Annotated in this window: 17 protein-coding genes and 2 pseudogenes; 16 read left to right on the top strand and 3 right to left on the bottom strand. The window is 52.3% G+C overall.

The window, feature by feature from the left end; genetic code table 11:
• The first annotated feature begins 25 nt into the window (after positions 1-25).
• The 7 genes and pseudogenes from K3T83_RS00400 to K3T83_RS00430 all read left to right on the top strand — a co-directional run bounded on the left by K3T83_RS00400 (position 26) and on the right by K3T83_RS00430 (position 8,170).
• The gene (locus K3T83_RS00400) at positions 26-721 is read left to right on the top strand and encodes a TetR/AcrR family transcriptional regulator (RefSeq protein WP_220201041.1); all 696 of its coding nucleotides are present in this window, start codon (positions 26-28) and stop codon (positions 719-721) included.
• Positions 722-757: 36 nt separating this feature from the next.
• Positions 758-1,678, top strand: a complete 921-nt coding sequence (locus K3T83_RS00405; protein ID WP_220201042.1) for an SGNH/GDSL hydrolase family protein — start codon at positions 758-760, stop codon at positions 1,676-1,678.
• Between the two features lie 465 nt (positions 1,679-2,143).
• Positions 2,144-3,043, top strand: coding sequence for a hypothetical protein (locus K3T83_RS00410; protein WP_220201043.1), 900 nt, complete (start codon positions 2,144-2,146; stop codon positions 3,041-3,043).
• Positions 3,044-3,180: 137 nt separating this feature from the next.
• The gene (locus tag K3T83_RS00415) at positions 3,181-3,420 is read left to right on the top strand and encodes a hypothetical protein (protein ID WP_220201044.1); all 240 of its coding nucleotides are present in this window, start codon (positions 3,181-3,183) and stop codon (positions 3,418-3,420) included.
• 776 nt (positions 3,421-4,196) lie between these two features.
• A complete protein-coding gene (locus tag K3T83_RS00420) occupies positions 4,197-4,628 on the top strand; it encodes a hypothetical protein (RefSeq protein WP_373324378.1) in 432 nt (143 codons plus the stop codon).
• A 313-nt stretch (positions 4,629-4,941) separates the two neighbouring features.
• Positions 4,942-6,035: pseudogene (locus K3T83_RS58565) on the top strand (IS256 family transposase); the annotation flags it as partial.
• Positions 6,036-6,706: 671 nt separating this feature from the next.
• Positions 6,707-8,170: a hypothetical protein gene (locus K3T83_RS00430; protein WP_220201046.1), complete on the top strand. Its 1,464-nt coding sequence runs from the start codon at positions 6,707-6,709 to the stop codon at positions 8,168-8,170.
• 95 nt (positions 8,171-8,265) lie between these two features.
• Here K3T83_RS00430 and K3T83_RS00435 read toward each other — a convergent pair.
• A pseudogene (locus K3T83_RS00435) lies at positions 8,266-9,793 on the bottom strand (ISNCY family transposase).
• A 127-nt stretch (positions 9,794-9,920) separates the two neighbouring features.
• A complete protein-coding gene (locus K3T83_RS00440; protein WP_220201047.1) occupies positions 9,921-10,751 on the bottom strand; it encodes an SDR family NAD(P)-dependent oxidoreductase in 831 nt (276 codons plus the stop codon).
• A 104-nt stretch (positions 10,752-10,855) separates the two neighbouring features.
• On the opposite strand from K3T83_RS00440, the gene K3T83_RS00445 reads away from it, so the two are divergent.
• The 3 genes from K3T83_RS00445 to K3T83_RS00455 all read left to right on the top strand — a co-directional run bounded on the left by K3T83_RS00445 (position 10,856) and on the right by K3T83_RS00455 (position 12,238).
• On the top strand, positions 10,856-11,245 hold the full coding sequence (locus K3T83_RS00445; RefSeq protein WP_220201048.1) for a MerR family transcriptional regulator: 390 nt from the start codon (positions 10,856-10,858) through the stop codon (positions 11,243-11,245).
• 307 nt (positions 11,246-11,552) lie between these two features.
• Positions 11,553-11,813 (top strand): hypothetical protein, encoded by a 261-nt coding sequence (locus K3T83_RS57645; RefSeq protein WP_373324565.1) that lies wholly within the window; start codon positions 11,553-11,555, stop codon positions 11,811-11,813.
• On the top strand, positions 11,732-12,238 hold the full coding sequence (locus K3T83_RS00455; protein ID WP_268963416.1) for a DesA/ISL3 alpha bundle tail domain-containing protein: 507 nt from the start codon (positions 11,732-11,734) through the stop codon (positions 12,236-12,238). The genes K3T83_RS57645 and K3T83_RS00455 overlap by 82 nt, the downstream gene beginning before the upstream one ends.
• Here the strand turns inward: K3T83_RS00455 and K3T83_RS00460 are convergent.
• A complete protein-coding gene (locus tag K3T83_RS00460) occupies positions 12,171-12,704 on the bottom strand; it encodes a DUF4240 domain-containing protein (RefSeq protein WP_220201050.1) in 534 nt (177 codons plus the stop codon). The genes K3T83_RS00455 and K3T83_RS00460 overlap by 68 nt on opposite strands.
• 618 nt (positions 12,705-13,322) lie before the next feature.
• On the opposite strand from K3T83_RS00460, the gene K3T83_RS00465 reads away from it, so the two are divergent.
• The 6 genes from K3T83_RS00465 (at position 13,323) to K3T83_RS00485 (ending at position 17,581) form a co-directional block, all read left to right on the top strand.
• Positions 13,323-13,532 carry a hypothetical protein gene (locus tag K3T83_RS00465; RefSeq protein ID WP_220201051.1) on the top strand — a complete coding sequence of 70 codons (210 nt, stop codon included), beginning with the start codon at positions 13,323-13,325 and terminating at the stop codon, positions 13,530-13,532.
• A 121-nt stretch (positions 13,533-13,653) separates the two neighbouring features.
• Positions 13,654-13,848: a hypothetical protein gene (locus K3T83_RS00470; protein ID WP_220201052.1), complete on the top strand. Its 195-nt coding sequence runs from the start codon at positions 13,654-13,656 to the stop codon at positions 13,846-13,848.
• Between the two features lie 100 nt (positions 13,849-13,948).
• Positions 13,949-16,153 carry a TOMM precursor leader peptide-binding protein gene (locus K3T83_RS00475; RefSeq protein WP_220201053.1) on the top strand — a complete coding sequence of 735 codons (2,205 nt, stop codon included), beginning with the start codon at positions 13,949-13,951 and terminating at the stop codon, positions 16,151-16,153.
• 41 nt (positions 16,154-16,194) lie between these two features.
• A complete protein-coding gene (locus K3T83_RS57650) occupies positions 16,195-16,398 on the top strand; it encodes a thiopeptide-type bacteriocin (RefSeq protein WP_220201054.1) in 204 nt (67 codons plus the stop codon).
• 54 nt (positions 16,399-16,452) lie between these two features.
• Positions 16,453-16,683 carry a thiopeptide-type bacteriocin gene (locus K3T83_RS58770; RefSeq protein ID WP_505912364.1) on the top strand — a complete coding sequence of 77 codons (231 nt, stop codon included), beginning with the start codon at positions 16,453-16,455 and terminating at the stop codon, positions 16,681-16,683.
• Between the two features lie 340 nt (positions 16,684-17,023).
• Positions 17,024-17,581: a transposase gene (locus K3T83_RS00485; protein ID WP_220201055.1), complete on the top strand. Its 558-nt coding sequence runs from the start codon at positions 17,024-17,026 to the stop codon at positions 17,579-17,581.
• Positions 17,582-17,857 lie beyond the last annotated feature (276 nt).

The raw sequence follows: 17,857 nt of genomic DNA on the forward strand, positions 1-17,857 counted from the left end.
TATGAAATGGAAAGGGAAGAAGCGCATGGCTGAACCAGGAAGCAAACGAGGGCTGGTACGTGATGCCAGGCGGGCACGTGAGGTGATTCTGGATGCGGCGGAAGCGGTCTTCGCTGAGCATGGCTTCGATGGGGCACGCATCGACGCGATTGCGAAGGCTTCAGGCTACAACATTAGCTTGCTCTTTCAATACTTTGGGGATAAGCTCGGCCTTTATACCGAGGTACTCAAACGCACTGACCAGGATTTGACCGCCCTACAGGCACAGATTCTTGCTCCCATGCTTGAGCACGCAGAAGGCTCCATACCCACCCAGAAGATGAGGAACTTTCTCGTCACCGTGGTGCAAACCCTGTTTAATTATCTGCTGGAGCATCCCCGTTTTCTGCGTATCTTAACCTGGGAGATGGCTGAGGGCTGGCAAATCTACAAACAGATCGCCACCCACTTGCAGAGTGAGGATCGAGAGCCATTCGATCGGCTTTTTCAACAGGGAGAGCAGACCAGGCTGCTCCGCTCCAGCTTCACGCCGCTCATCCAGTTGGCGATGATTACCCCGATCTGCCAGTCTTACCTGGCCTCTCTGCCCCTGTACCAGGTGATGCTCCCAGAGGAAGATCTCTCCTCCCGGGAGGCTCTTTTCCGCGCCCGCGAGCACCTGGTGACGCTCATTGTGGGCGGCATGCTCGTCGATCCACAAGCGCCAGGCTCAGATTCATGACAGAAGAGCAAGCGCCATTCACTCAGGAGAAGAACCATGAAGACATCAGAGAACGAGAGGAGAAGAGATGGCAGGAAAAACCAGCCAGGCGAGACGGCAGGAGGAACCATCTTTAGTTGGGTCTTCCGTCTGCTCCGAGCGCTCCTCAGGAGAGGTGGCCAGACAAGTGGCAGAGCGGTGGTGACGGGAACACCACCTGGTCCGGGCCAGGCCATCGTCGCCTGTCTTGGAGCCAGTGCGACCGACGCAGCAGGCAGTTACGACTGGATCGCAGATCTGGCGCGGCGGCCCGAAAACGCGTCGTTGCGCTTTTACCGCTTCGCTGAGGGAGGAGATCTGGCCTACAATGGCCTCCAGCGCATCCCCGCCATCAGCGCCAGTCAGCCAGACTACGTGATTGTGCTGCTTGGTGAGAACGATGTGCTGGCGTTGATTTCCCCGCAGGTCGCGCAGTTTGATCGCCTCACGAAGCATCTGCCCGCCCAGCCCTCGCCAGAGTGGTATCGTGAGAATATGCAAGTGATCGTACGTCGCCTGAAATGCGATACTTCGGCTCGCATTGCTCTCTGCTCGCTGATCCCCATTGGGGAAGATCCAGTTGCACAACATCCCTTCCAGGCTGCGGCCAACCGGCGCATTGAGGAGTACAGCGCCATCCTCAAGGATCTCGCGTGTCAGGAGGAGGTGAGCTATCTTCCTCTCTACGAGCGCCTGCGCGATCTTATCCGCGCGTCTCCCGGTCGTGCCTTTACCAGCTTCGACTTTCGCGCGTTCTATCGCGATGCGTTCCGGCAGTTTGTTCTACGCAAGAACAATGATGAGATTGGACAGCTCAATGGCTGGCGTTTTCATCGCGACGGCATTCACCTGAACAGTCGTAGCGGCACACTGCTGGCTGATCTCGCTCAGGAGTTTCTCAACACGACCACCAGCGGAGACAACTGCGAGAAGGGGTGAGCGCGCTCACCCCTCCCTTGACACCCGCACGACGGTCAGTTCGTTGCCAACACCTCTCATGGAGGAGCGGTTTTCTGTCTCAGGAAACGGATGGGTAGGAGACAATGTATCCAGAACGCAATGGAAAAAATGCGTCTCCTTGATATTGGAAAAAGGCGGCTTTCGCCTCCACAAGGAAGGAGGACGGATTGGTAGTATAACGCATGCTTCTGTCACGATCCAGATTACGCCGGACTCAAAGCCCTCCATGCCCTCCTGGATGGGAGAAGTGGCAGCCTTTCAGGAGGCTACTCACCCACCAGAACCTCCTGAAAACCATTCAGGAGGTTCTGGTGGGTTTCGCGCGCCCGCTTCGGGAAGTCAGATCTCATCGATTTTGTCGTCTTGCTGATCGGTTATGTCGTGTCTGGTGAACCGACATTGTTGACCTTTTACGAACGGCTCGGCCCACGGAGCGAGCCGTTCATGGCTCTGTTTGGGCGACATCGCTTGCCTCATCGCTCGACCCTTTCCCGATTTCTGGCTGCCCTCGACCAATCCACGGTGGAGGCCCTGCGCTCGCTCTTTCAGAAAGATTTGCTAGCCCGCAAGCCATTTCCTTCTCTCGGCGATGTGTTGGACCGAAGAGGCGGACAGTGGGCAGTGATCGATGCGGACGGAATCCGGCAAGCGGCTCGCCAACGCGCGCTGCCGCAAACGGACGCCTTGCCTGCACCCCATCGCCGATTTGACCAGGTGTGCGCATCGGGCTATCATGGGAGGAAGCAGGGAGAGATGGTGCGCACTCGTACTGTTTGTTGTGCTTCAGACGCATACGCATCAGTTTCTCGGCACGTTTGGCGGTCCTGGCAATGGGGATTATCGGGGGAGTTGCGACGAGCCATCGCAGTCATCACGGGCTATGCGGCTCAGTTTGGCTTTCCCCCTACCTCTATGCTCGTGCGATTAGATGGGTTATATGGCGACGCAGCGCCTCTGCTTGATGTGCTCTCGGCTGGCCTCGGCGTCATTACCAGAAGTCGCGCCTATCACCTGCTGGATCTTCCAATGGTCAAGCAGCGACTTCTTCGTCCTCCGGATCACATGAGCACCCATCCAGAGAGTCACATGCAGCGCTCGCTCTACGACTGCGCGTCCGTGCCCTTGACGCCGACTGGACCTGAGATGCGCCTGGTCATTGCGACTCATGCAGGGGCATCCGCTGACCCCGCCATTGGCGTCGAGCGCGGCGGGGTGGTCTACGAACTGTTTGTCAGCACCCTTCCCTCCCTGGCGTTTACGGCTTCGGATGTCCTTGACTTGTACCTGCATCGTGGCTCGTTTGAGACGGTGCTGGCCGAACTATGCTCAAACCACGACGGGTGAGTGCGGTTTTGTGGCCGCTTTCCTCTTCTCACTCGGATTCCTCTCCACCTCCTAATCCAGCCAGCGAACTGCCTGCCTCTGCTCCAGTGCTCTGGCGTGACTGGCCACGCTATAACATCCGGCGAACCTGACTCAAAGTGGTTCGCAGCCAAACCATCGAGCCTCCAAAGCTCCGCTCTCGCTACCACGCGCACAAGCGCCCACCGAGAAGGTCTGGACCCGAGCGGAGCGCGCGCATTGGCGGCTTTCTTTCCTGGGACCAGCGCCTGGCGCGCAATGCTCGTCCGACGGATGCGCCCCGACTGATCATCACGCTTCACGGACTCCCAGCTACTTTTGCTTCTTCCTTTGGCTTTGCCCTCCTTACCACGGCCTAACCGATCGTTACAGATGGCATTTCTTGCTTCAATGTTGATTATCCTCCACATTTCGCCTCTTCTCATCCCTGTCAGTTTGATGCCTGTCTCCTCTCAGCCAGGGTGTCTATTTTCGGGCGACACGAAAGACGACCCTCTTGGAATGTGGCAAGGATTGCTTCCCGGCACAGTCATCTAGACCACAAAAGTCTTTACTGTTGTGAGGATGAGAATATACTTCTACACTCTATTTACCCACTATACTCTTTTTATATCGTTTTCCCCTGCGTGAAGAGTGATCAGGAGTGTGGGGATTCATCAAATATGGTTGCGCCAGCAGGCAGACGCCGAAACAAGCAGGAAGCAGGGACGATCCCCACGTGCAGAAGAGGATCTGGAAGGTGGAGGCGTAGCCGTTGTCGTTGTTTCTCGGCTCGCCTTTCCCTTCCTCCTCTCAGTTGGATACCATGCCGAGTTGTGTGTAAAGAAGAGGCTTTGCAAAGAGGTGTTTTTGAGGTAATACTACAAGTATAGACTGTTCTTTTAGATACTTCACACATTTTCCCAAAAGGAGAGTGCTACGCGACGCTCATACAAACGTTACCACACTGGATTTGTACTAGAACAGATCAGCCTCTGTATGATTTACGCACCCCGTAACACTTGCTGAGAGGCAGCACTCTCCTTTAAAAATGCACTTAAAGACCAGAAGCCACGCACACGGGCCCTTCTGCATCCATCTTCTCCATGCTAGAATGAAAAGGCAGAAGAAACGAAAAGGAGTAACAAGAACATTTATGCTTGAACAAGTATTCAGCAAGATGCTGCTTTTCTGGCTGTTATGGATCGTGTGCACGTGTACAGGAGCGGTGTTCCTGAGCATGCTCTATCTCGTGATCGGTCCATACCTCCTGGAGCATGCTCTCCCGATATTCCTCATCGTCATTCCTTTATTAAGCGCGATCATTGGCATCGCCCAATGGCTGCTGCGCAGGTGGCTGCCAAACGCCCTCTGGTGGATTCCCGCCAGCATCCCAGGTGGTCTTATTCTTGTCGCGGTGATGATAGATGATCGAACGAATCTCTTTACCTGGCAGGATCTCCCTCACTTCTTTTCTCCTCTGGCTCCTTACCCCATCTTCCTCACCTGGGGTGTGGGCTTTTTGGCCGGTTGTTGCCAGTCAGTGTCCTGTGCCTGGGAGTTGGCTGGCCGTTTGGTGAGGCCTTAGGGGAAGCAATGAGTGCCGTGGGTCTGCCTTGGCCTTTCTTCATGGGTTGGGCGATCACCGCTCTCCTCTCGGGAATGCCCCTGGCTTGGCTGCTCATGAGTGGCAGACGCACGCAAGCAGAGGAAGCCACCTAGAGGACATTGCGCATCTTTCTCGGTTGACGACTCTTGCAGGAGGGATGTTCATGGGCGCATCAACAGTATGCCGAAAGTTGTGTGGAGGGAAGCCAATTCAGAGAAGGGGGAGAAAAGAAGATATACAGGCATAGATCGTTCCTTTGAACAACTCAGTCAATTTCAAAGAGAAGAGAACTATGCCAGCAAACAAGAAACAGCATACCACATCAAGCTCCGATCTGGGAGCAGGCGAGCCGTCCTCGCCCCCTCAAGAAATGGTCCAACAGGGCTTTCATCAGGCTCTGCGTGAAAAGATCCGAGGTGCCGTTCGCATCGTCATAGAAGAAATGATGGATGAAGAACTCACGCTGTTCCTGGGAGCCGCTTGGGGCGAGTGTTCCCCTGAACGCAAGGGATACCGCAATGGAACTTACACTCGTGATCTTGCGACCACCGCTGGTCTCGTTGAGGATCTCAGCGTGCCCAGAGATCGAGAAGGGGCCTTTCGTACCCAAGTGTTTGAGCGCTATCAGCGCTATGAACCACACACAGGTCGCCGAAGGGCTGACGCAAATGTTTGTGGCAGGAGAAAGTCACGCAAAAAGTGGGAGAAGTGGCCCAAACCCTGATGGGAATTGCCCCCAGTGCCAGTACCGTCAGCCGACTGAATCAGACCTTAACCGAACAATTTGAGACGTGGCGGGAGCGTCCTTTGCAAGAGCACTGGCGTATTCTCTACCTGGACGGCGTCCACTTTGACATCCGTCACGGCGACCAGGTGGATTCAACGATCATCTTGACTGACGCTCGGGGTCGATCTGGAGGGAAACAAAGAGGTCCTTGCGTTACGTGCATGCGCCGAAGAAGACAAAGATGGATGGAGTTGCGTGTTACACGATCTGCGGCAGCGTAGAGCCACACAGCTCGACTTGATCGTGACAGACGGGCATGAAGAACTCCTGGCAGCCATTGCCGCACCTTTTCCCGCCACCCCACGTCAACGTTGTGTGGTGCATAAACAACGCAATGTGATGAACGCCATTCCTAAGCGCGAACGTGGTCCCATCGCAGTTGAACTGACAGGGATCTGGAAAGACGTGAGCCACGCGAGGAGGCACTGGTTCACCTGGCGGCGTTTCAAGGCAAATACCAGAAACGCTATCCTGAAGCGGTACGAAGCCTGATAGAGGATAAAGAACATCTCCTCACGTTTTACAACTTTCCCCAGGTCATGCATCGCTACATTCGGACCACCAATGCCATTGAAAGCTTCTTTAGCAATGTGCGACAATAGTAGAGCCGTTCATGAATAGCATCGCTGCCCACTTTGAGAAGATAGACAATAGGAGCTTTTCGCCGCTGCTCCCAATCCTGGGCAGTTGAACCAATAGAGAGTGCTGCCCCAATCCAGTAGCTCAGTCCTCCTTTGGAATAAGTGCAGACCTCCTTTGAGCTTTTTTTTGCCTTCTCTCCCAGTCTCAGTCATGGCCACAGAAGAAGATTTTCGGCGGAAACGTTTTAGAAGAAGGACCTTTACACAACTCTCGACTCCATATCTCTTCCTTACACACAACTCGGTATGGTGTCAGTTGCGCCATGAAGCCAGAGCTACTTCCCCATGTGGAAATGGCAATTGCTTGACGAGGGGAATCCACACTGACCCCTTTTTCCCCTTCCCCTGATTTGGGGTGGAGCCGTGTGAAACTGGACAGAAACTGTCGGGCTTTGTCCTGTTTGGAAAGCACAAGAGATCGTAGAATAGCAACAGCAGCATTCACTCAGCTCGATGCTGCGACTCAATCTTTCTGAAGAGTGCTGTAAGCTTCAAAGTAACGTTGGAAATTTCCGATCATTGGCGGCCTTCTTTGGGCACTGCTTAAACGGATTTGATATAAGAAGCCGATCTGATCGTATTAGCAACGAGTGATTGGCATGAAATAGTGGTTCATGTAAGGAATTCGTATGTTTGTATCGCTCCTCTATTTTCTCGCTGTTCAAATCATCTTCGGTGTCATTTTTAGCTGCATTGGGCTGCTCAAGGTCAGGCAGCGCATGCTGGGGCTGCGATCTCCTCTCGCAGCAGGAGATACTTCAGTGCAGACCTATCAACGCTTTGCCGCGGCTCGTCGGCGCATCACTTATCCTTCATTGAAGATCTCCCGAATCCTCCTTTTCGGGGTGATCACGTCCATCACCGTGCTTCCCGTGGTCTTTTCGCGCACGTTCGATCTTACTATCATCCTGGCTTCCCTTGACGTATTCTGGCCGTGGGTTCTCTCCTGCCAGGTTCTCTTCATCCTCCTCTCTCTGGCGCTCGGCATCGGGCACATAATCGGTGGGCTGGTCTTTTCTCTCGTGGGGGCATTCGTCGTTGATGCCGAAGCGGTGCGCTTTTTCTGCATCAGTCACCTGCAACGCCGTGAGATTATGACCCTTTCTCTCCGCTCTGCGCTCCTCAACACGCTGCCAGTAATCCTATTCTTTGAGGCAATAGCGCTTCCCTTCCTCTATTTTCCCCCGGCTTCTGTTTCCGCCTTTTTACTCTCCAAGAACCCACTTCCTGTTCAGATGCCTTTTGCTCTCCTGTTACTACTCTTCTTCTCTGCCCTCTGTGTTGTTGGCACCATTGGAGTGGTCGTATACGCGGTGTTTGACGCTCACCTATATGCCTTCACCAACGCATTACAACCGATGACGCAGACGCCATGGGCCCATCTGGCACCACGCATCGCTGCATACGCACGCTTGGCTGGAGTAGAGTTCTCCTCCATTCAGGTTCAGCAGGATCTGCTAGGCACATTCAATGTCGGCTGCTTGGGTCTACGTAAACCAATGCTCTTTATCAGTGAGTTCTTTCTGCGCCACTCTGAGTGGCGTCAGCAAGATGCTATCGTGAGTCTGGTTATCGGTTTAGCCAAGAAGCAAGTGAATCGTTATATGCTTCTGAGCAAGCTTGCATCAAGTGTCGTTGCAATCGCTTGTATCGTGATCGTGCCACTACTGGGAAATGTCGCTTTTTTACAAGGATTAGAACCGATAAGATTTATCACGTTCTTTCTCTTGTCGTTAATCGGTGTATTGGCATTGTGCATTGGAACTAGTTCCTATCTCTGGCGACTCCAGACCAGGAACTACCGTGAGGCAGATCGCATCGCATCCTATCTCACAGGTGATCCGGCCGCTCTGATGGTTGCCCTTGATGTCCTATATGCCTTCGACGGGAAGAGGCTTGATTATTACTCTGAACAGACATGCAAGCTGGACGAACTGGCGCACCAATCCTGGCCTCATGCTCCGCAGGCATCATTGCCCGTTCCCGCGGTCTTCGCTCTCGGCTTTGGCTCCCGCTATCTGAGTACCTCGTTGGATCAAGCCACCAGTCCCGATCCTGTGCCAACCACACCGTATCAAAACCTCCCCGACTGAGTGTAAATCCCAAGATTCTGTGGGCCATCGTAAGCTAAGGAGCCTTCCTTTTGCCTATTTAACGTGAGTTCGATACCGTTCGCGAACAAAAAAAACTAGGACCGCATTGGTTGCTGGCACAGCTTCTCCTCCAAGGCTGAGAGATACTCCACAGGAGCCTTTCTGAAACGGTATTGCTCGCGGCGAGCTTCATGACGATTCTCCACTTGGAGACGCAATGTTCGCCACTGTGTGAGATTGCAAGGTTGAAGTTCTGGGCCTTTGAAGATGTAACGCTGACTGGCGACAGATGCCACTGTTCGTACAGCACCTCGTATGACAAGGCCAGGGGACGCCTGTTTTCGACCGGTAGAGCGTCGTTCGTGGTAGCGCACGGAACCAAAGGTGTGTTCTAGATCGTTGTTGGTTCGAGGGAGATCAGGCACGTCATAACAAGAGAAAAGCCCTGCCCAATAGCTCTCAGTCACCTTGAGAAAGGTTGTGAGCATCTTCTGAAGCAACTCGCAGGCGTCTGTTTCCAGCCGCATCTCGTCAAGCAAAGATTGATAGTGCTGTCGCGCCTCTTCGGCAGATTGTTGTTCAGCATTGGTGAGAAGATGTGCCGCTCGACGCACCCGCTCATATCCAGCTTGCACGTCGGGCCATAAGGCAGCGGTTGCGGCTAATCCCTTTTTTAGAAGGCTGTGCAGACGCTCAAATTCCGTTGGGAGGCCCCCTTTTTTGCAACCCGCTCAAGGGAAGTTGCAATGAGGGTCTGCCGCTCATGCAACTTCAGCCCAGAGGCAGTCAGTGGGGGACGCCCATCATCGGTGAGAGCACTGCGCACAGCCAAACAATAGTGACGAATGACTGTGGCTATCTCATCATTGCGCATCTCAATCGCGCGCTCAATGGGACGAACGCCGCGCACCTGCTTTTTCAATTCTTTCTTGGCATGATGGTCTGCCTCATAGATCGGTTTCGCCGCTTCTCGGAGATAGTGAAAGTGACACAGTTGATGGGGCACGTCCGGCAGTGCAGAGGCGACCGCCTTGCGAATGGAGTGTTGTCCATCAGAAATCACTCCCTGAATCGGTACAGGCAAAGTGGCTTGCACTTCTGTAATTAATGCTGCTAGGTCTACTTCACATTCACTGAGCAGAGGGCGTGCCAGCAGAATTTCACCAGACACGGTTTCCCGAAAGACCCACAATACCTCATGACCAACGTCGGGGCGTAGCCCATCGAGCGCTACATAGCAGCAGTTCGGTTCGCAAAGATCTTCTGGAGATGGGACTTTTCGGACAGATGGAGAGACGCTAGTTCCTCATAGCGAGCCAGCAGATTGAGCACGGTTCGTTCTCCAAGAATCATCCCACGATCACGCAATGCTTGGTGCAGTTCGGCCAGACTGTGATGATGACGATATCGTAACATCCCGACAAGAGCAATCACATCCAGGCCATATTCTCCGTACGGAAGTGTCCACTGCCCTTCTTCTTCAGGTCGGTAGGGCCGGTGATAACGTAGACAAGATTCCTGATGACACCGCCGTATTATCAGCGAGAGACAGAAATGACCTTGCAAAGTCGTCACATGCCGCTGGGTGTGATAGACGACCCGCGCTGTGTTGCCGCATGCCAGGCATTTCGTCGAGAGTGGTTGCAAGGAGATAATGGTTTCCGTATCGAGCACTCGCGTGGGGCGCCCCATATCATCCTCCTTCTCAATTTGTAGGCTGAAAGTCTTGTGATGCGCTACACGCAGAAACTTAGTCCATCGAATACATCCGTGCAACCAACCGATCCCACATGACTTCTGGCAGGAGATCACGAACACGAGGCAGCATCTTTGCCAACATCCCGACCTGATATCTCTTGCGGGGACGAGGAACAGTAGCCGCTTTGAGGATCACCTGAGCGACCTGTTCAGGTTTGAGAATGAGCGGGTTGTCACTGGCTCCCTGGTGCAGCGTTTTGAAGACATTTTCCCGAAATGTGGCGTAGGGACTGTTCTGGTCACCCTGACAGAACAAGGCCTCTTCCACAGAGGTAAAATTCGTCGAGACGCCTCCTGGCTGGATGGTGATTACCTTGACGCCGAATGGCTTGACCTCATAGCGCAAGACATCGGAAAAGCACTCAACGGCATGTTTGCTCATGGTATAGGCACCTGTCCCCATCATCGTCACCACACCTGCGAGGGAGCTGATGGTAATGATGCGTCCCCCACCTTTGTTGCGCATGCCAGGCAACACCAGTTGCAAGAGACGCAGCGGACCAAACACATTCGTTTCAAATTGCTGGCGCAGTGCGGAGAGCGGCAGTTCTTCCAACGGACCAGCTTGAGAATAGCCAGCGTTGTTCACCAGGACATCGACAGCACCATGCTTCGCTTCAATCTCCTGGACAGCGGCCACCATTGAGGCTTCGTCGGTCAGGTCAACAGAGAGGGGATGGCAAGCCTGGGCTTGCAGTTCCGGGAACGTTTGCAGGCTCCGAGCGGTTGCATAAGTGATGTGGCCGTGTTCAGCAAACAATGTGGCTGTGGCCTTGCCAATCCCGCTCGATGCGCCGGTGATGAGGACAACAAGCTGTTTCATGGGAGACTCCTTCTTTTCTTGTCTTCGTGATTCCTTTTCGGATGCTCAGAGTGTAAACTATCGAGTATACCCGAAGGTCAAGGGTTTCTCGGAAGGAGGCATGCGTGTTCATCAGTGAACTGGCAAAAAAGACCGGCTTAACGGTTCATACCATTCGCTTTTATGAGGAGGAAGGGCTCCTGGATCAGCGTCATATCCGACGCGGAACCAACAACTACCGCTACTATTCTGAAGAGGCCGTCGAGCGCCTCAAGCTCATCAAACAGGCCCAGGCGACCGGTTTCACCATAGCAGAACTCAAAGAGTTGGCAGAAGCGTACGACGCAGGTAAGCTCTCGAAAGAGCAGCAAGTGGTTTCTCTTCGACGAAAAGTGGAGGCAATTGGGAGGCACATCGCAGAATTGGAGTTGCTTCAAACAACCCTTCTCAACAAATTGGCACAGCTTGTGCAGAAAGAAGTGGTCTCTGCTCGTCAAGACGACAACACGGATTGAGAGAGACGTGTGCGCAAGCCTTGTCTCCAGATGGAAATGAGCACTCATCATGAGCAAGGAAGGAGAGAAAGGTCTCGCAGGGAAGATGCTGCTGCAAGCATCTTCCCTGCGACATGCTGTCCGCCGCACGAACCCTCACATGCCTTCTGCCAGCAACTAATGCGGTCCTAGGAAAAAAACGTCTGCCCCTGTCTCGTCAGAGGAGCCTCCAGCACCCATCTTAACAACTGATGGAAAACCGTACTCAGCGCATCAAGCCGAGCGCTATGATCGCTATCAGCAGGTAGTAGCACTACGAGAGCAGGGCATCAAGATCAAGGAGATCGCCAAGCGGGTCGGCCTGGGAACGCGAACGGTTCAGGGATGGCTTAAAGCCGGAGCCTATGTGGAAACGAACTACCATCATCGCCATCGGAATCAGTTTGATGCATATGAGGCGTATGTAAGAAAGCGCTGGGACGAGGGGTGCCATAACGTTCAACAAATTTGGCGCGAAGGATATCCCCACTCCGACCGGGCACTACGAGCCCATTTAGAAGCCGTGCGTGGAAAAAAGCCCCCGAGCTAGCAGAAGCTGGCGTCCTGGACCATTTTTTAGCCAAGAAGGCTGTTTGGCTCTTCGTGCCCCCTTTTGAGAAGCTGTCGGAGAAAGAGCAGGAAGAACTGCAGGCTCTGCGCCAAGCAAGCGAGACAGTAGAGACGATGTACCAACTTGTACAGGAGTTTTTTTGCCTCGTGCGCTCTCGCCAAGGAACCCAGCTCGATTTATGGATGAGCAAGGTGGAAGCCAGTGGTATTCAGGAACTCCAGAGCTTCGCCAACGGTCTTGAGCGAGACAAAGAGGCTGTTCTGGCCGGATTAACGCTCATTAAGCGGATGATGTTTGGCCAGGCCGGATTTGTCCCCTTCTACGCCAGCGCGTGCTTCATGCTTTGTAGTGAAAAAGAGCCCACAATCTGGGACAAGCTTGCGCGACAGCAACGTCATCGGTGATCAGGTGTATCTCTTCCCTTGTCAAACTCGGATACTTCAGACGATGAGGAGAGGGCATCTCTTCGCCAGTCTTTTCGTGATAGACGTGCTGCGCGAGAAACAGGATCTCTTCGCATTCAAAATCGCTCTCAGGAAGATCTCTCTGATGAGATGGGATCACGTCAGCCAGGGTGTCGGGATCATTCACCGCCTGTGAGAAAACGGTGGCACCCTGAGCAATGAGCCAGCCGCGAAAATACTCAAAGCCGTCGTCAGAACATCCCCCATTCATCAAGTACGCAGCTGCCCACAGCAGGGGACGGTAGGATTCGGAACACAATTCGTCAACGATGTGAGCAAAGCTTTGAAGTTCTTCTAAAGACAGGTGCAAGAGCTGTTCCCTGAGAAGCGCGATCTGTTTTTCTTGATCGCCGTGCTTCTCCTCTTGTGTTCTCTCAATCAAATGCCAAAATGTTGAGCGGTTCATCTGTTTCTCTCCATCTTCTGAAAACGTTTCTTTTTTACTTTGAGTTGCTCTTCTTTCTCCAGTGACATTTTCTGGAAACAGAGGAGCAAGCAAGCAGCACCAGGATCGTGGAAGAGCCGATTTCTTGCAAGTAATTGAACCAGATGATCTCTCTTCCCTTGCTGGGCGGCTTACACCATGACTACCAAAGAACTGCATAAACCAGAGAGAGAAGGTGGATACAGCAGGGCTGAGTGAAGAAAATCAGGTGGAATGCAGTGATTATATCAACGCTATTTCCTTTTTCTCTATTCTTTGCCCCAAATCCCTTCTACGGACGAAGAGAACACGCCATCCTTTTGCCTGGTTACAAGAGAGGCCCACTCCTGTTCATCAGGCCGCGACTTGCCTGGTCTCGATCTTCTCGGTTGGAGCTCCGCTTCATAAAGGCAAGATGAGAAGCGAGAGCCAACCGTACTGATGTATGCTTGCAGTTTTGAGATCAGATGTCCCAAGTAGCCAGCGCAGCCTGGAGCACCGGCATGATGAACGTCTTATGAAGAGAGTACTTAATAGAACCTTGTTGAAGCCATTGGAGCCAAAGCATAGGGATATGCTCACAGCTCAGGAGTGCAAGCCATGCCTTTGAAACCGCCAGAAAGAATGCCCAACGGCGTCAAACTGCTTGAGCAGCCTTTTCGGACACGCTCTAGTCTAGACAAACAGACACTTATCGTGCATCAAGTAAAGCTGTATGGTCAGAAGTATCGCCGTCGCCTACAACAGAAAAACCAGACAGAAAGTGTCCGATCTTGTCGTGGCATTCTAGCATTGTGGAACGTAGAATAGCAATCGCGGCACACAGAAACAGAGGTGAAGGTTGGCGAGAGAAGGAAAAGTATAGCGTGCAGTTAAGCGAGGAGCAGCGTCAAGCATTAAAACACCTGATCTGCAGCGGGATCGCTTCGGCGTGCAAGATTATGATGCTCAGATTTTGTTAAAGGCCGATAGCAGCGAAGCAGGTCCTGCCCGGTCGGATGAACAGATCCAGCAAACCTTTGAGGTGGGACTCTCCACCGTCGAGCGGGTGCGCAAACACTTTGTGGAAAAGGGCTTCGACGATGCGCTCAATCGCCGCCTGAGGGGTCTGAGAAGCGCATCTTGAATGGGAGGCACGAAGCCTATTTGGTGGCGCTCTCCTGCTCAGAGAAACCCGCAGGGTACGACCGCTGGAGTGTTAGGAATAATAATTAAAGAGGTGAAATATGAATGATACAACGGTCATGCGCCCAAAACTGAAACAAGACTCAGTCTTCTTTCAAGTGCAAGATGGAGTATTTCTTCGCAGTGATACGACAGCATTTCTGTTGAAAGGTAAGTCTATCTACCGTTGGCTTTCAGTTCTCACCCCCTATATGACAGGAGAACATACATTAGAGGCAATATATAATGGGCTTGGACCTGGACAACAGAAGATGGTAGCCCAACTGGTAGATACTCTCTTCCAAAGAGGAGTCATAAAAAACCACATTCCTGAAGCTCCTGATCTACTAGTAAAGACAATACAAAAATACTTCAAATCGCAAATCGAATTTATAGATCATTTTGTTGATCGTCCATTAGAGCGCTTTAAAGCTTTTCGTGAGAGCCGTTTGTTGCTTGTTGGCTCGGGAGAATCCCTGCTTTCTCTTGCGATCTCTCTGCTGCGTAACGGGATACAAGAGATTATGCTGGCCGACTCTGATAGAACTTCTGCTCAGAACATCTTAGAAAAAGAGATTGAAACATTACGTCAGCACGACGTTGAGGCAAAAGTTGTACCGGTCGATGTTCCAACTCTTCGGGCCTCTGCTCCCCTGGGTAATTTTGACGTGGTTGTCTACTGCTCAGATGATGGCAGCTTGCCCGATGTTCTCACCTGGCAGCAACTATGCCTCCGCGATGGTCTCCCCTTTCTGCCAGCCGTCGTTTTTGGCGGACAGGCTCTTTTAGGTCCTCTGGTTGAGGCTCCGGGCAAGCCATGTTGGCTTTGTGCGCAGATGCGGCTGGCAGCCAATGACGAAGAGAGGCAAAGTAGCGCAAGGTGGAGAGAGTTGGCATTAGGTCGGAATATAAACAGCGATAATCGCAATTTTTTTATTCCGCAAGCGCGAAGAATTGGGAACGGATTAGCATTTGAGCTATTCAAAATGAGCACCCAGGCACTACCATCCGAAACCAAAGAGGGTATTATTTTACAAGATAGCGAGACTTTGGAGTCATACTCTGCCCCTCTAGTTCCTCATCCCCTCTGCCCATCTTGTTCCCGAGCCGATGTTGACACTGCTATCCAACAACTGCAAGAAATCATAACAGGAAAACATGATCAGGAATTCGCTCCTAAAGAGGAGATGCTACCTCTGGCTGATCCACTGAGCAATAAGTGGACAGGCATTTTCAAAGATTTCATTGATGACAAGTTGACACAAGTACCTTTGAAAATGAGCCATATCACAGCAGGTCCTCCTGCATCACCGCTTGCTGGAAACATTGCAGTCACCACATTTAGCACCGAGACGCTGCTTGAAGCTCGTTTATCCGCTCTGCTGGAAGCCAGCACCCGCTATGTGCAGAGTTTACCGGATAAGCGAGCTATGCTCACCAGCAGTTTGCAAAAACTAGAAGATCGTGGACTCCATGCAATTTCGGCTCCACAACTGATGACCTGGTCTGGCATCTCGTCTTTCAAGCGCGATACCGTCTGCGAGTGGTCCCCGGCCTTTGCATTGTTCTCACAACGTCTCTGCTACGTGCCTGCGGCGGCAGTCTATCCCTTATCATGGCTCAACCAGGCCCATCTTTTTGAGAAAACGACAGCGGGGTCAGGGACAGCCACAAGCTTTCATGATTTGTTGGTCAATGGCATGCTGTCTGCACTCACTTATGAGGAGATGCTCTCAGTCATGCAGGAACGCAATACAGTTATCAGGCTCGCCCCTGAGTCACTGGAAGATATTGATCCTACAATCACATTCTTGGCCCATTGTGCACCACACTTTGAGCGACCCTTTACGCTGCTAGAGGTCCAGTCGGAAACGCCACTACATATCATCCTGGCTTACACGACAGATCACACTGAGCAACAGGTTACAGCTATCGGCTTTGCGCTTTCTGCCAGCGAAGCCATAAAGAGAGTACTGACGAACCTGGTTGGACAATTACAACATCTCAAATACGAGGGAAGCTTACCTGAGCTGGATGAAAATCTCTTTCCGAGACTTTCGCTTTCTGCTGACCCGATCAATGGCGAAGGTGCGTCAAACAGGCGCAGTAAACCCGATGTCACATTTGAGCAACTGAAACACTACCTGCAAGAGAATGGAAGAGAGGCTCTCTTTATCAATTTGACTACGAATGATATCTGGGAGAAGGAAACCTATATGAGTGGAACCGTTCTACTTACGCGAAGCACATCCCAGATACGCTCATAGTGAGTTTTTCATGTATCAATTTTCGTGAAAGGAGTATTTTCATGTTACCCGAGGAGCTTCAGGAAAAAATCGGTCAATTAGACACGGAAATAGGAGAAGAGCTTCACCAGTTAGAGGCGGAAACTTTTGAAGTTTTAGATTTTATCGATGCAGGGCAAAATACCCCTCCATCCATGTGCACGTCAACAAGCTGTACGAGCACTAGCAGCACCAGCACTACTAGCAGTACCACTTCTTGTTCCTAAATTGTTGATAGGATCCTTTTCAAAAGTTTTTCGCCCCACGTAAGGAGATTTTTCATGATAATACAGGAATCAAAGGAAAAATCTGGTCTGGTAGAGACAGAGCTGCAAGAAGATCTCAATCAATTAGAGATGGAAACGTTCGAGATCGAAGATCTTCTTATTAATGGCGAAAATGCCACTCCTCAGTCTTGTGCCACCAGCGACTGCAGCTGCATCTGTAGTACTAGTATGCGGTGCGAAATGCATAAACCCGCCTGTAGAGGGGCTTTACGGCATATAAACTGAACAATATCAACCCGCCTGAGAAGCGGACCGAAACATTCGGTCAGAAATCTCCAAAGGCACTTGGCTTGTAGAGCGGGTCGAAGAGGTCCATTTCGCACCGCATACTAGTACTAGGCTATCATACGCATCATGTCGTCGACGGGGGCAAACGGCGCGTCATTCTGACAATGTTGGTCACCCCTGCCGAAGTAACCGACAACCTGCCTATCCTCGATCTCATCTTCCATACACGCTATCGCTGGCATGTGAAGACGAAGCCGGGTGATAGACGATACCAAATACGCAACGATCGAGAAGATCAAAGCCCTTCTGCGATCAAGGCATCCACGCCTACGTCCCTTTGCCAAATTGGGAAGACCAGTATGAGGTCTGGTCGTCCTCCCACTTCCACTATGAACCGGAGACGGATCAGTATCGCTGGACGCCTCGCCAGATCTTGAACCGGGTGGGAGAGGTCGGTCCCGACGGACGTCAGCTCTATCGCGCTTTTGCCTCCACCTGTAATGCCTACCCAGTCAAAGGGCAATGTACGACCAGTAAAGTGCAGGGTCGTCGTGTCTATCGTCACGTGGGAGAGGAGTATCTAGAGCGGGTTCGCACCTATGAGCAGACTCTGGCTTATCAAAAAGCCCTGCGCGAACGTCAAGTGTGGGTGGAACCGCTGTTTGCGGAAGCCAAGGAGTGGCATGGCATGAGGCACTTCCGCTTGCGGCGGCTCTGGCGCGTCAACTGTGAGGCACTCATCATCGCTGCCGGTCACAATCTGCAACAATTGCTGAAAAAGCGAGGCTGGGGTCACCATCCATTCCCAACAGATGCCCTCTGTGCCTCTTTTTGGATCTTTTGGGTGATCTTCTCAATGACCTTTGAAGTTGAAAACGCTTCTTGTATCGAGTAGTTCAGCTTTTTCAAGCAAAATGAAACACGAGTTGCTTTCTGCTGATGGGCTTCCCAAAGACTTTTTCAACACGCTGGTTCGTTTGCTGTGACAGACGGCACCTTGTGATGGCCCTGCAAGACAGCAGGAGTGCACGGCTCCTCATCTCTCGCCACACTTGCCTCCTCGCAGGGGGCGTGCAGGGACGGCTGCCTTCCCTCTGGGATACGAAGGGCCACCCTCGCACTGCCCCTGGCTCTGGAAACCAAAGGTCCTGGTTGCGGGTGGATCGTTTTT

The sequence above is a fragment of the Reticulibacter mediterranei genome, assembly GCF_016587455.1.